Source organism: Roseovarius sp. 217 (assembly GCF_000152845.1).
In the GTDB taxonomy this organism is placed as follows: domain Bacteria; phylum Pseudomonadota; class Alphaproteobacteria; order Rhodobacterales; family Rhodobacteraceae; genus Roseovarius.
Genome location: NZ_CH902584.1, coordinates 45,113 through 58,088 on the forward strand (window position 1 = coordinate 45,113; position 12,976 = coordinate 58,088).

General features: G+C 61.6%; 14 protein-coding genes. 4 read left to right on the forward strand and 10 right to left on the reverse strand.

The genetic code is table 11. The features are described from left to right. Window positions 1-60: 60 nt before the first annotated feature. The 10 genes from ROS217_RS00240 to ROS217_RS00285 form a co-directional block, all read right to left on the reverse strand. Complete coding sequence (locus ROS217_RS00240) at window positions 61-573, reverse strand: hypothetical protein (RefSeq protein ID WP_009815612.1); 513 nt, start codon at window positions 571-573, stop codon at window positions 61-63. Window positions 574-650: 77 nt separating this feature from the next. Next, window positions 651-1,520, reverse strand: coding sequence for a sulfotransferase domain-containing protein (locus tag ROS217_RS00245; protein ID WP_009815613.1), 870 nt, complete (start codon window positions 1,518-1,520; stop codon window positions 651-653). After that, complete coding sequence (locus ROS217_RS00250) at window positions 1,517-2,347, reverse strand: sulfotransferase domain-containing protein (protein WP_009815614.1); 831 nt, start codon at window positions 2,345-2,347, stop codon at window positions 1,517-1,519. The genes ROS217_RS00245 and ROS217_RS00250 overlap by 4 nt, the downstream gene beginning before the upstream one ends. Before the next feature lie 96 nt (window positions 2,348-2,443). Next, window positions 2,444-3,610, reverse strand: coding sequence for a porin (locus ROS217_RS00255; RefSeq protein ID WP_083781482.1), 1,167 nt, complete (start codon window positions 3,608-3,610; stop codon window positions 2,444-2,446). A gap of 189 nt (window positions 3,611-3,799) precedes the next feature. Then, on the reverse strand, window positions 3,800-4,186 hold the full coding sequence (locus tag ROS217_RS00260) for a carboxymuconolactone decarboxylase family protein (protein WP_040650812.1): 387 nt from the start codon (window positions 4,184-4,186) through the stop codon (window positions 3,800-3,802). Between the two features lie 123 nt (window positions 4,187-4,309). Then, the gene (locus tag ROS217_RS00265) at window positions 4,310-5,485 is read right to left on the reverse strand and encodes a porin (protein ID WP_009815617.1); all 1,176 of its coding nucleotides are present in this window, start codon (window positions 5,483-5,485) and stop codon (window positions 4,310-4,312) included. 207 nt (window positions 5,486-5,692) lie between these two features. Then, window positions 5,693-7,015 (reverse strand): NAD(P)/FAD-dependent oxidoreductase, encoded by a 1,323-nt coding sequence (locus ROS217_RS00270; RefSeq protein WP_009815618.1) that lies wholly within the window; start codon window positions 7,013-7,015, stop codon window positions 5,693-5,695. 81 nt (window positions 7,016-7,096) lie between these two features. Further along, window positions 7,097-7,882, reverse strand: a complete 786-nt coding sequence (locus ROS217_RS00275) for a dimethylarginine dimethylaminohydrolase family protein (RefSeq protein WP_009815619.1) — start codon at window positions 7,880-7,882, stop codon at window positions 7,097-7,099. Window positions 7,883-7,906: 24 nt separating this feature from the next. Next, complete coding sequence (locus tag ROS217_RS00280) at window positions 7,907-9,094, reverse strand: pyridoxal phosphate-dependent aminotransferase (protein WP_009815620.1); 1,188 nt, start codon at window positions 9,092-9,094, stop codon at window positions 7,907-7,909. After that, complete coding sequence (locus ROS217_RS00285; protein ID WP_040650250.1) at window positions 9,091-9,732, reverse strand: TetR/AcrR family transcriptional regulator; 642 nt, start codon at window positions 9,730-9,732, stop codon at window positions 9,091-9,093. Before ROS217_RS00285 ends, ROS217_RS00280 begins: the two co-directional genes overlap by 4 nt. Before the next feature lie 92 nt (window positions 9,733-9,824). On the opposite strand from ROS217_RS00285, the gene ROS217_RS00290 reads away from it, so the two are divergent. From ROS217_RS00290 to ROS217_RS00305, 4 genes are read left to right on the forward strand one after another with little or no spacing between them, the layout of a single operon-like run. Further along, window positions 9,825-10,622 carry an ABC transporter ATP-binding protein gene (locus tag ROS217_RS00290; RefSeq protein WP_009815622.1) on the forward strand — a complete coding sequence of 266 codons (798 nt, stop codon included), beginning with the start codon at window positions 9,825-9,827 and terminating at the stop codon, window positions 10,620-10,622. Window positions 10,623-10,661: 39 nt separating this feature from the next. Beyond that, window positions 10,662-11,423 (forward strand): transporter substrate-binding domain-containing protein, encoded by a 762-nt coding sequence (locus ROS217_RS00295; protein WP_009815623.1) that lies wholly within the window; start codon window positions 10,662-10,664, stop codon window positions 11,421-11,423. 5 nt (window positions 11,424-11,428) lie between these two features. Continuing rightward, window positions 11,429-12,181 (forward strand): ABC transporter permease, encoded by a 753-nt coding sequence (locus tag ROS217_RS00300; RefSeq protein ID WP_009815624.1) that lies wholly within the window; start codon window positions 11,429-11,431, stop codon window positions 12,179-12,181. After that, window positions 12,178-12,963, forward strand: coding sequence for an ABC transporter permease (locus ROS217_RS00305; protein ID WP_009815625.1), 786 nt, complete (start codon window positions 12,178-12,180; stop codon window positions 12,961-12,963). Before ROS217_RS00300 ends, ROS217_RS00305 begins: the two co-directional genes overlap by 4 nt. The last annotated feature ends 13 nt before the right edge of the window (window positions 12,964-12,976 follow it).

Sequence of the window (12,976 nt, forward strand, 5' to 3'; positions counted from 1 at the left end):
TATGGGATAACCGTCTTCTGTCAATTTCTTTCCCGGCAAAGGAGGCGATTCAGTGTGATTTTAGCCCTCTGTTGCGGGCTTCGGTGCCCCGGCACCCGGTCCGGTCTGCGTGAACGTCACGACAAAATGCCCAACATCCCCTTCGACGTGCACCACTTGGCGCGGCAGACGGATCACCGGCGCGGCCTTGGCATAGGCCGCCTGCCAGACCCGCTCGGTCAGCACGCAGCCCGCTTCTTGCCCTGCGTAATCAAGCGCGGGCGGCACCTCGCGCATGAACACCAGCCCACGCACCAGCGCATGATTTCCCAGATAGACCGCGCCCGAGCCCATGACATCGACGGCCTTGCCCTTGGTCAGCACCGATTGCTGATGGCTCTGCGCCCAGACACCGCAGACCAGCACGCGGCCCTGATGCTCTCGCAGATCCGCCGCCACACTCAGCCCACCACCGGAATCGTAATGGCCCCCAGAGACCACCGGATCAGCGCCCAGCCGCGCCACCATCTGCGGACCCACCGCCGTGCACCCGGCCAGCGCCACAGCTCCAAAGATCAAACTCTTGCGCATCATCTCAGAGCCTCCCGTCAGGCGGTTGATATTCGTGCTTCAACATAGCGACACGGCCCGCGATTGCCAGCTATGCGGCTTCAGGCCCGCGCGGCAACAGCAGCAATTTCCTTGAGCATCTCAGGATACCACCGCTCCAGCGTCGGCAAAAACGCTTCGTGCAATCGCGCCACCTGCGCCGGCGTCAAATCCTCGCGCCAGACCCCGGCCTGCCCTTTGGCAAAGAACGCGGTCATGCCCTTGGGCTTTTCCGCGAATCCCAGCGTCTCTTCCTGCCGCTTCATCGCCTCGAAACTCGTGGCCTTGATGGCGCGCGCCAGCTTGGGACCGTCCACCTTGACCCTAAGGAATTTCTCCAGCAGGCCGCGCATCGCCTTGCCGGGATTGTGCAGCATATCCTCGTAGCGCACCACATGGATCGGCAAGCCCGGCGCATTGGTCCAGACGCGGATATGATCGTCCCAACGGCCAAGCAGGTCGATGATGCCATTCGGCGTGCCGGTGATCGTGTCGGCGTTGCACATCCGTTCAATCGCCAGATCCAGATCGCAATTCTGATGCCGGGCAAAGGACGGGGCCAGATCGAACGGGTTGCGGATGATATAGATCGCGGCGGCGGTCAGTTCGGGCGGGATCACATCCTGATCGAAAATCCGCACCGTCTGGCAATGGGTCTTGACGAAATGATGGTCCGGTTTTGAGCCCGCAATCAGGCGCAGCGCGCGGCCCCGCACCCGCATCCAGTCTTCTACCCCCTGCCCTCGAAACGGTCCGCCATTGGCCGCGTCAAAGAAATCCTGCCGCGTGTCGCCAGTCGTGAACTGTCTCAAGTTGTTGATATCCGGCGCTTTACCTGCGGGCATGAAATACTGCGCCAAGAGGCTGCGCATCCATGTATTGCCCGATTTGGGATAGCTCGCCAGCCAGATGATCCGCCGCAAATCACTCATTCCAGATACCCGTATCGCTTCATCGTCTGCCCCATCTTGGTGCGGATCATCTCCGCCAGCGCGGGGTCGAGATCGGTTTTCCACTGATCCTTCTGCCCCTTGCCAAAGAATTTCGCGCTCTGTTCGGGCCGCTCGATGAACCCCTGTTCGTCTTCCTGCCGCGACAACTCGTCAAAGCTGGAGAACCGGATCGCCCGTTGCAGGCGCTCCTTGTCCACCGGCACGCCCACCAGATCCAGCACCTTGGCGAACTGCGTCTCGGGATCGTCCAACAGATCCTCGTAGCGCACAAGCAGGCGCTTCCACGGGGCATAGGCCATCCAACTCTTGACATGCAACTCCCACGAACTGAGGTATTGCGCCACGGATGTCTCTGTCGGCAGATTGCCATTGTCGGGATGGCAAATCTTCTGGGCCGCGTCCTCCTGCGTGATGCCGTAATGGCGCGCATAGGACAGGACCATATCCAGCGGATTGCGGATGATATAAATCGCAGAGCGTGTGTAGCGGTCGGGGATCAGGTCGATCTTCTCCGGAGCCACCCGCGCGTTATGCGTTTTGACGAAATTGACATCGGCATTGTTGGCGACGATGGCGCGCAGGACCGGATCACGCAGACGCAAACACAGCGCCAGATCCTGCGGATCAATCTCGCGCCCGGCAACCCGGTTGTACATCTTGACGACGGCGTCGCCCACAGCAAAGCGGTGCGCCTGATTGATCGGCACCGGCTCTTGCGCGTTCATAAGATAATTGGCGAGGAACAGCCGCGTCCACGTATTCCCGGACTTCGGATAAGAGGCCAGCCAAATGATGCTTCGCTTCATGCCCCGTCGGCCTCCGCAGTTTGCTCACATATGCGGCACACATAGAAAAGGCGGGGGGAAAAGTCACCCCCCGCCCCTTGTCTTGTTACCGGTCGATTAGAACGACAGGTTGATCGAGGTGCCGATGAGGGTACCTTCGGTCGTGGTGTTGGCGTTACCAAAGGTGCCGCCGGCATCTGCGTTCACAGTACCTTCAACATAGGCTGCGTACACGGCCCAGGTCACGCCAGCGCCGAGCGAACGGCTGCCGACCAGCTGGTAGGCTTCGTATTCGGCAGCGTCGCCGGAACCGGCGCCAACGCCATTGTACTCACCCTGGTAGGTGTCGAAACCAACCGACCACGGGCCAGCGATGTCATAGGTCACACCAAGGCTCCAGCCTTCGGAGTCGAATGCACGGATGCCACCGTTGTCGTTCTCGCTGTAACCACCGCCGATGACAAAGCCGCTGAAGCCAACGCTTGCGCCAACGCCCCAAACTTCGGGATCACTGGTGCCAGCAACGTTGGATTCTGCAGTACCCCAACGAGCCGACAGATCAAGGTCAACGCCGCTGAACGACTGGCTGTATGCGATACCGATGTCGAAAATGTCGGTCACGCCGGCATTACGGTTCACACCAAAGTTGTTACCAGCGTTTGCACCGGTACCTGCAACGTTCGACGCAGCAGCGTAGGACACGCCGAGGGTCAGACCGTTGAAGGAAGGCGTGTAGTAGGTGATGCGCGGAACGTCGTTGTTTGCCAGAACTTCAGCATAGGACGAAATGCCCGAGTCACGGAACAGCCACGGCAGGTTGCCGCCAGCGCCGTTCGAGATCGGAACAAAGCCCGAGATCGACGGAGAGTTGATGCCGATGCCGCCTTTGACCTGCGGCGCAGCCACAGTCATCTTGTAACCAGCCGAGTTCTCGTTGCCGAGGTCGATCTTTCCGAGCGCGTCGCCCGAGATCGAGAGGTAGGTTTCGTCGATGCCGGTCGCGCCGCCACCGTTGTTGGTGCCTTCCATCTGGATGTCGACGCCGAAGGTCAGGCCGTTGTCCAGAGTAACCGAGGGCTTGAAGTGGATTTCGGTGTTCGCATACACGTCAACGCCGTCGAAGTCTGCGCCAGCATGGGCAGGGGTATCGGAGTCAACAGTTACATAACCAACGTGCGAGTTGTAGAACCCGCCCCATTTCATGTTCCATTCTTGTGCCGATGCAGGTGCGGCGAATGCTACGCCAAGAGCAATCGCGCTGGTGCTCAGAAGTTGCTTTTTCAAGGGTGTCCCTCCTCAGAAGCAGGTTAATCAGATCCGCCGCACCAGTCATTGGAAACGGCTTGTGCTATGAAATGCGCCATTCGCCCCCAAACTGTCAACGCAACCCCCCTGCTCTTGCCGCATCCCGCCCGGATTGTGACGCAGAAACCACACCACAGTTCCAGCGCCCTTTCAAACAAGGGGCTTCGCTCATCCCTGGTCCTCACTCAGGACTTTTTTTGCGGCCCGGAAACATTCAAGCGCCTGCGGCACCCCGCAGTAAATTCCCACAACATGAATGATTGCACGGATTTCCTCGGGCGTGACTCCGTTGTTGATCGCGCCCCGACAATGCAATTCCCACTCGTGCATTTTGCCCAGCGCGCCCAGCATGGCCAGATTCATCATGCTGCGGGTCTTGGGGGGAATCACCTCGTCACCCCAGCCAAACCCCCAGCACCAGGCGGTCATCGCCTCTTGAAACGGACGGGTAAAGTCATCCGCCGCCTCCAGACTGCGCTCTACATACTCCGCCCCCAGCGTCGATTTGCGCTGCTCCAGCCCCCTGAGAAAGAGATCCTCGTCGAAAATGCTCATCACCTGCTCCTTTTGATGCCTGACGTAACGCATCATCGCAGGGCTGCGCGATAGGACAAGCGCCAGACATGCAAAACGCGCGGGGAATGACCCCCGCGCGCCTCAGTCAATCCAGATCCGGATTTAGAAGGTCAGGTTGATCGACGTGCCGATCAGAGTGCCTTCAACCTCGGTGTTGGCTGTGCCCGGTGCAAAGGTGCCGCCGGCGTTGCCGTTGACAGAGCCTTCGGCATAGACGGCATAGATCGCCCAGCTCACGCCCTCGCCAAGTTCACGGCTGCCGATGATCTGATAGGCTTCGAATTCGGCCTTGTCGCCAGAGGCCGCACCGGTGCCGCTGTATTCACCCTGATAGGTGTCGATCCCGAATTTCCAGGGACCGGCCAGGTCATAGGTGACGCCCAGCGCCCAGCCCTCTTCATCCGGCAAAAGCCCGCCGTTGTCATTCTCCGAGTAGGAGCCACCAAAGGCAAAGCCGTTGAAGCCGACGGTTGCACCGACACCCCAAGTCTCGGGATCATCGGTGCCTGCAAGGCCGGTGTTGTTCTCGGCAGTGCCCCAGCGCGCCGCGGCATCCAGATCGAAACCGCCGAATGACCCGCTATAGGCCACTGCGACGTCAAAGATGTCCGTCACGCCCGCGTTGCGGTTCACACCAAAGTTGTTGCCTGCGTTGGCACCGGTGCCGACAATGTTATCCGAAGCCGCATAGGAGATACCCAGCGTCAGACCGTTGAAGGACGGGGTATAGTAGCTGATCCGCGCCACGTCGTTGTTGCCCAGAACCTCGGTGTAGGCCGAGATGGCCGACTGACGAAAGTTCCACGGCAGGTTGCCACCGGCGCTGACCGAAATCGGAATGAAGCCCGAGATCGATGGCGAGTTGATCCAGATGCTGCCGTCGATCTGCGGCGCCGACACCATCATCTTGTAACCAGCCGAGTTCTCGTTGCCGAGGTCGATCTTGCCGAATGCGTCGCTCGAAATCGTCATGTAGGTTTCGTCGATGCCGGTCGCGCCGCCACCGTTGTTGGTGCCTTCCATCTGCACGTTGACGCCAAAGGTCATGCCGTTGTCGAGCGTCACCGAGGGGGTGAATTCGATTTCGGTTTCGCTGTAGACATCAACGCCGTCGAAATCAGCGCCAAGATGCGCGGCTGTGTTCGTATCGACCGTGGCATAGGCCACATGGCTCGAGAAATAGCCGCCCCATTTCATATCCCATTCCTGGGCCGATGCGGGGGCGACCATGACGACGCCGAGGGCGATCGCGCTGGTGCTCGTGAGTAGGTGTTTCAAGGAAGTCCCTCCAGAAATATTCTGATACGTGCCGTCGCGAAAATTCGCGACCGGCTGATAATCACCATGACGCTCACGAACGGTTCACAGTCAAAACACCGATTAGTGAATGTCACGAATCTGTTGCATATGATGCAGGGCCGACACACTCCTGCCTTCCAGCCGCCCACAACGCTCGCAAAACAGGCAAAGCCTGTCTCAGCCGCCCTAGCGACCGGCCCGCGCCTGCCAGTCCTCAACCCGGTCCACCACCTGCCGATACCAGAGATTCGCGGCCCGCAGGAAATGTGGCCGCTCGCCCGGATGCAGCCAGCTCCGGCTGAGCGGCGTGGCGCTATAGGCCGTGGCCCCCCGGGCATCGCCAATCGCCTGATAGGCGGCTTTCGATCCCAACCAGGGCGCCATCACCGTCCCTGACCCCGAAAAGCCCATCGCGTAATGCACGCCCTCATCCTGCCCCACATGCGGCATATGCGAAAAGCTATAGCCGGTGAAGCCCTGCCACGAATGGCTGAGCTTGACGCCCGCCAGATCAGGCCAGATTCCCACCATGACCTTATAGAGCTGCGCCGCAGCCGCCTCCGGCCCCATCTCCGCCATCGAGGCGCGCCCGCCAAAGAGCACACGGCGGCCATCCGGCGAAATGCGGAAATAGCTGTGCCGCGCCCGCGTCTCGACCATCATCCGCCGCCCCGGCGCGATATGGCCGATCAGGTTCGACGGCAAGTCCTCGGTCGCGATGATATAAGACGGCAGCGGGAACACCCGCGCCATATGCCAGCGAAACGGGCGGCGCGTGTAGCCGTTCGTGGTCAAAACCACCTTGGCCGCGCGGATCACGCCCTTGGCGGTCTGCACCCGGTATCCTGCACCCTCGGCCTCGCGCGCGGTCACCGCCGCATGGGACACCACCGGCACGCCGCGCGCCCGCACCGCCCGCAACAGGCCCTGATGGAACTTGGCCGGGTGAATCGCACCATGCTCCGAGAACAACAGCCCGCCGTGATATTTCTCGGTCGTGATCTCCTGCTCCAGATCAGCGCGCTCAATGATCCGCACGTTCACTTCTGATTTCTCGGTAACGACCTGTGCCATCCGCCGCTGATTGGCGAAATGCGCGGGCGTATAGGCCAGTTGCACCCGCCCGGTGTTCTGGAAATCGCACTCGATCCCCTCGCGCGCGATCAGATCCTTGGCCCAGTCGAGCGCCGGCTTCGCCTCGGCAAAGAGCGCATCCGCCACCCCGGCCCCGAACTTCGCCTCCAACTCGGCCCAGCCCAGACGCGGATGCGCCCCGAACATGCCGCCGTTGCGGGTGGACGCCCCATGCCCCGGCTCCGCAGCATCGACCACAACGACCCGCGCGCCGCCATCATGCGCCGCCAGCGCCGCCGACAACCCGGCATAGCCCGCCCCGATCACCAGCACGTCACAGGTGTCGGGCAGGTCCTCCCCCGCCTCGGGCGCACTCAGCGCCGACCACCAGTAAGGGATGCCAAGATCGGCCTCCCGCGCCCATTCGATCCGCATGATCTTCTCCTGATCTCACGCCCGATTGGGCGCATCTGAATTGCGTCCACAACGCGCGTACAAAACGTACGTCATGTACATTCAGAATCGCAGCGAAAGACAAGACATCCCGCCATCCAGCTTGGCACATTCGATATTGTCGATCTCCACGACCTCATAGCCATGCCCCGCCAGCATCTCTGCCGTGCGCGGAAAACCGGCGGCCATGATCACCAGATTATTGAAGCGAATACAATTACTTGCGGCCTCCTCGCCGTCAGGAACAAGCAGCACCTCGTAGCCTTCAAAGCAGCCCGACGCCGATAGTCTGCGCGTGCTCAGGATCGTCTCGGGGGCCAAGAGGCCGCAATCGGTCTTGAAATGCAAAACCCCCGCAGGGGTCTCAACCAACCTCAGAGTATATCCATATTCACTAACAATATCAGAGAGTTGGGCCACTCCTTCACGATTGGTCCGGGCTGACAGCCCCACCAGAATCTCACGCCCCGTCACCAGAATATCGCCCCCCTCAATGGTCCCCGGCGCGGTGATTTCTGCGATCCTGTCCCCATAAAACCCCGCAATCGCCGGGCGCATCTCGGCCACTTCGCCCATCCGCGTTGGCGCTCCGGGGCGCATGGTGATGGCCAACTCCGGCAGGCAAAGCATTGTATCTTCTACAAAAACTGCGTCGGGATAGTCCTCGAGCGCGCGCAATTCCACCACCTCCGCCCCGGTGCTGCGCAGGGTCGCGACATAGGCGGCATGCGCCTCCAGCATCCGCGTGAGATCCGGCGTGCCGATATCCTCGGCCCGCAATCCGCCCACAATGCTCTTGCCCGGCTTGCGGGTGATCGCCCGGCGGAATTCGTAGCTGGAATTCATCATCTAACCCTCTGATTATGTTTGATTTCAGGCGATCTTGACACGCCGTGCATTGGCATGGGCCACGATCCGGTCGATCGCTTGGGCAAAGGGCGCGTCGTCCACCGTCAGCGCCAAGCGCACCCATGTCTCCAGCGTCTTGCCAAAGGACGCGCCGGGCATCACTGCTACGCCGGTTTTCTCCAAAAGATCAGAGGCATAGCTCTCGCCGTCCATCCCCGTCGCGGCAATATCCACCATGGCGAACATTCCCGCTTCGGGCCGATGCGCAACCAACGCCGTCTCCCGCTCCAACCGCGTGGCCAAAAGATCGGCCCGCGCCGCGAACCTCTGCCGCATACCTGCTGCCACATCCGAACCCTCGCGCACCGCCTGTTCCGTCATATCCGCGATAAACGGTTGATTTCCAAAGAGCATTGTCTCGGACAACGCCAAAAGATTGGCCGAAAACTCCAACGACCCGACACACCAGCCACTGCGAAATCCCGGCGCGGCGTGGCTCTTGGAGATCGACGACACCGCCACCACCCGCTCCGCCAAACCCGGCTCGGACAGGGGCGAGACAAACTCGGATCCCTCGAACACCAGATCCTCATAGACCTCATCCGAAATGATCCAGAGGTCATGCTCAATCGCCAACTGCCCCAAGGCGGCAATATCCGCGCGGGTCAGAATCGCCCCCGTGGGATTATGCGGCGTGGTCAATAAAATCGCGCGTGTTCTAGGGGTTATCAGGGGTGCTATATCCGCCGCCGCCATCCGAAAGCCATTCTCAGGCCGCAGTGGAACCGGCACCATCGTCGCCCCCGTGGCGCGGATCACCCCTTCATAGGTGGCATACATCGGATCGCCGACCAGCACCTCCGCGCCCGCCTCCGCCACCGCCATCATCACGGCGAAAAGTGCTGTTTGTGTGCCCGGAAAACACATCACCTGATCGGGATGAAACGCACGGCCTCTGTTTTTGCTGTATTTTTCCGCCAGAGCCGCCCGCAACCCCGGCTCGCCGCGCCCGTCCGAATAGCCCGTGCGCCCCGCCTTCATCGCAGCATAGGCCGCGTCCTTGAGGTGCTCCGGCGTCGGCACATCCGGCTCTCCGATGGTCAAGCGGATCACGTCGCGACCTGCGCGCGCCATCTCCTTGGCCCGCGCATGAACCTTCCACTTGGCCCCGCCAAGCCCAGCAAGTCGTTCATTTATAGAGGAAAATCTCATGTCTTCGCCGCCTCTTCCAAATCCAGTTGCAAAATCGCCCCCACCGCCGTGAGGGCAATCCCTGTCAGTTCGTCCGGCCCAAACGCTTCGGGCAGCGCGCCACCCTCGAGCCAGAGCCCATCAATCACCGCGTTGCAGGCAATCGCCAGCCGCCGCGCCTGCCCCGCATCCGGCGCGCGCCCCGCTTCCTCCAGCGCCGCCACGATCAACCGCTCCAGCCGGTCACGAAAATCGTGATAGGTCTGCGCATGCACCGCGCGCATCCGCGCATCCTGCCGCACATGGTTGAGAAACCCGGCCCAGAGCCCGACCGAGGCCGCATCAACCACCGGCGGCGTCACCGAGGCCACCACCAGCGCCGCCAGCCGTCCGAGGGCCGCTTCCCGCTCTACAACCCCGGCAAAGGTCTGCTCTGTCAGGCCCGCCATATGCGCCAGATAGGCCTCCTGCACCAGCTCATCCTTGGTGGAAAAGTAATGCCGTATAAGGCCTTGGGTCACATCCGCCCGCTCCGCGATGGCGCGCACCGTGGCCCCGCGCACGCCCTGTTCGGCGATCAGATCAAGCGTTGCCAGCACCAACGCCTGACGCCGGCTGTCGGCCCCTTCGCGCCTGAATTTGCGGCGTTCTCCGGTCATGAGCGCCTCCAACCTGCGCAGGCTCAATTATACGCTTGCATAATTACAACTCTTCCGCCTTACTACAAGCCGAAAGTGACCCTGCCGGAGACATGCCCTTGACCGCAGCGCCCCGACCGTCCGACGCGCCCGACCCGGTGTCGCCCGCGATCCTTGTCGAAAACCTGCACAAGTCATTCGGGCCGCTCGAAGTGCTCAAGGGCGTGTCGCTCACCGCACAAAAGGGCGATGTGGTGGCGATCATCGGCGGGTCCGGGTCGGGGAAATCGACCATGCTGCGCTGTATCAACTTTCTCGAAACGCCCAGCTCTGGCCGGATCGTGGTCAATGGCGAGGAAATCGCCATGCGCGCAGACGGAAGCCCCGCCGACCGCCGCCAGATCGAACGCATCCGCACCCGGCTTGGCATGGTATTTCAGGCCTTCAACCTCTGGACCCATCGCACCCTCTTGGAAAACGTGATCGAGGTGCCAATGCATGTCCTGAAAACCCCGAAAAATCAAGCGATTGAGCGGGCGCGTGCGCTGCTTGACCGTGTAGGCCTTGGCGACAAGGCCGATACTTTTCCCGCCTTTCTGTCCGGTGGCCAGCAACAGCGCGCGGCCATTGCGCGGGCCCTCGCCGTCGATCCCGCCGTGATGCTCTTTGACGAACCCACCAGCGCCCTTGACCCCGAGCTTGTGGGCGAGGTGCTGAGCGTGATCCGCGATCTTGCCGCCGAGGGGCGCACCATGCTGATCGTCACGCATGAGATGAAATTCGCCCGTGAGGTGGCCAATCATGTGGTCTATCTCTATCAAGGGCGGATCGAGGAAGAAGGCCCCCCCGAGCGCGTCTTTGGCGCGCCACAATCGGCCCGCCTCAAGCAATTTCTGCAAACCGTCGGATAAGGCGGGGCAGATCAACCAGAACCAACAAGGGAGACTAACATGACACTGAAAACCATCCTCGCCGCCGCCACATTGGCAGCCCTCGGCACCGGGCTTGCCGCGCAAGAGGTCAAGATCGGCATCGCCGCCGAACCCTATCCGCCCTTTGCCTCGCTCGATTCCTCTGGAACCTGGGTCGGCTGGGAGGTCGAGGTGATCGACGCCGTGTGCAAGGCAGCCGACCTCAATTGCGTGATCACCCCGGTGGCTTGGGACGGGATCATCCCCTCGCTCACGGGCGGGCAGATCGATGCCATCATGGCCTCGATGTCGATCACCGAGGAACGGATGAAAACCATTGACTTTTCAGACGCTTACTACAACACGCCGACCGTGGTCGTGGCTGGAAAGGCGATTGAAATGGACGCCAGCCCCGAGAGCCTGAACGGCAAGATCCTCGGCGTGCAGGCCTCGACCATCCATCAGGCCTATGCGCAGGAATATTTCAAGGACGCCGCCGAAATCCGCATCTATCAGACGCAGGACGAGGCCAATCAGGATCTGGTCTCTGGCCGGATCGACGCCACGCAGGCCGACAGCATCGCCATGGCCGATTTCGTTGCCACCGAGGCGGGGGCCTGCTGCGAGATCAAGGGCAATGTCGCCGATGATCCGGCTATTCTGGGCCTTGGCGTGGGCGCGGGCGTGCGCAAGGGGCACGACGCGCTGCGCGAGGCGCTGAATAAGGGCATCGCCACCATTCTGACCGACGGCACCCATGAGGCGATCACCGCGCGCTACTTCAAAGCCAGCATCTACTAAGCCCTTTGGAGGCGCTGCTTGACACATTGGGGCTGGCGGATGCCGCCAGCCTGCTCGCGCTCGAGCCTCCGGGCTGGGGTGCCAACCTCTTGCGCGGGCTGGCGAATTCGCTCCAGATCGCGCTTGGGGCCTTTGGTTTTGGCCTCGTGATCGGACTGGGCGGCGCCTATGGCAAGCTCTACGGCGGGCCGCTCTTGCGCGATCTTTTGGCGGTTTATACCACCGTCATTCGCGCCGTGCCGGAACTGGTGCTGATCCTGATACTCTATTACGTCGGATCGGATATGATCAATCAGGCGGCTATCGCCATGGGTTATGGCCGTGTGGAAATCAGCGGAGTTGTTGCGGGCATCTGGGTCTTGGGCGTGGTGCAGGGTGCCTATGCCACGGAGGTGTTGCGCGGGGCCATTCAGGCGATCCCACCCGGACAGCTTGAGGCCGCGCGTGCCTTTGGCATGCCGCCGCTGATGACGCTGCGACGCGTAACAATCCCCGCAATGATGGGCTTTGCCACGCCGGGGCTTGCCAATCTTTGGTTGATCGCCACCAAAGACACGGCCCTCTTGGCCATCGTAGGCTTTAGCGAGTTGACACTGGAAACCCGGCAGGCAGCGGGCAGCACGCGGGCCTATTTCACCTTTTTCCTCGCGGCGGGCGCGCTTTACCTGATCGTCACGCTGTTTTCCGGCGTGATCTTTGCCCGGATTGAGAAATGGGCGCGGCGCGGCCAGCCGTCGCTTAGGGAGGGCGGACAATGAGTGACTTGCGCGCGCTTCTGATCCCACGCCGCCTGTTTCTCATGGCGCTTTTCGCCGGGTTCGTGCTCTGGTGCGCCCTGTCCATGCGGTGGGACTGGCTGCCGCAATACCTGCCTTTGGCGCTTGAGGGGCTGTGGCGCACGATCTGGATCTTGGTGGTGACGGTCGTGCTGGGTTTCACGCTCGCGGTGCCGCTTGGTCTCGCACAGGCGGCGGGGCCTTGGTATCTGGCAGCCCCTGCGCGCATTTTCTGCACCATCATTCGCGGCACGCCGCTCCTCTTGCAAATCTGGCTGCTCTATTACGGCCTAGGCTCTCTCTTCCCGCAATACCCGTGGATTCGCGGCTCTGAGCTTTGGCCCTATTTGCGGCAGGCCTGGCCCTATGCGGTGCTGGCGCTCACCCTCTCCTATGCGGGATACGAGGGCGAGGTGATGCGCGGCGGCTTTGCCAGCGTGCAAAAGGGCCAGCTTGAGGCGGCGCGCGCCTTTGGCATGCCGCGCTTCACGATATTCCGCCGCATCTGGCTCCCGCAGGCCATTCGCAACGTGCTGCCCACGCTCGGCGGCGAGACCATCCTGCAACTCAAGGCAACACCGCTGGTGGCAACCATCACCGTGATCGAGATTTATTCAGTCTCCAACCGCGTGCGCGCCGACACGTTCATTGTCTATGAGCCGCTTTTGTTGCTGGCCCTCGTCTACATGATCATCGCGGGCCTGATCGCCCTGATGTTCCGCTGGGTCGAAAACCGCGTGCCAACCCGCAGACAGCAGGGCTAATAAACCTGCGCGG

Excerpts from the sequence above, each read along its gene's own strand:
- ROS217_RS00245 (WP_009815613.1), bottom strand. The coding sequence starts at position 1,520 with ATGAGTGATTTGCGGCGGATCATCTGGCTGGCGAGCTATCCCAAATCG.
- ROS217_RS00285 (WP_040650250.1), bottom strand. The coding sequence starts at position 9,732 with ATGACCGGAGAACGCCGCAAATTCAGGCGCGAAGGGGCCGACAGCCGG.
- ROS217_RS00295 (WP_009815623.1), top strand. The coding sequence starts at position 10,662 with ATGACACTGAAAACCATCCTCGCCGCCGCCACATTGGCAGCCCTCGGC.
- ROS217_RS00250 (WP_009815614.1), bottom strand. The coding sequence starts at position 2,347 with ATGAAGCGAAGCATCATTTGGCTGGCCTCTTATCCGAAGTCCGGGAAT.
- ROS217_RS00240 (WP_009815612.1), bottom strand. The coding sequence starts at position 573 with ATGATGCGCAAGAGTTTGATCTTTGGAGCTGTGGCGCTGGCCGGGTGC.
- ROS217_RS00305 (WP_009815625.1), top strand. The coding sequence starts at position 12,178 with ATGAGTGACTTGCGCGCGCTTCTGATCCCACGCCGCCTGTTTCTCATG.
- ROS217_RS00290 (WP_009815622.1), top strand. The coding sequence starts at position 9,825 with ATGCCCTTGACCGCAGCGCCCCGACCGTCCGACGCGCCCGACCCGGTG.
- ROS217_RS00270 (WP_009815618.1), bottom strand. The coding sequence starts at position 7,015 with ATGCGGATCGAATGGGCGCGGGAGGCCGATCTTGGCATCCCTTACTGG.
- ROS217_RS00260 (WP_040650812.1), bottom strand. The coding sequence starts at position 4,186 with ATGAGCATTTTCGACGAGGATCTCTTTCTCAGGGGGCTGGAGCAGCGC.
- ROS217_RS00275 (WP_009815619.1), bottom strand. The coding sequence starts at position 7,882 with ATGATGAATTCCAGCTACGAATTCCGCCGGGCGATCACCCGCAAGCCG.
- ROS217_RS00280 (WP_009815620.1), bottom strand. The coding sequence starts at position 9,094 with ATGAGATTTTCCTCTATAAATGAACGACTTGCTGGGCTTGGCGGGGCC.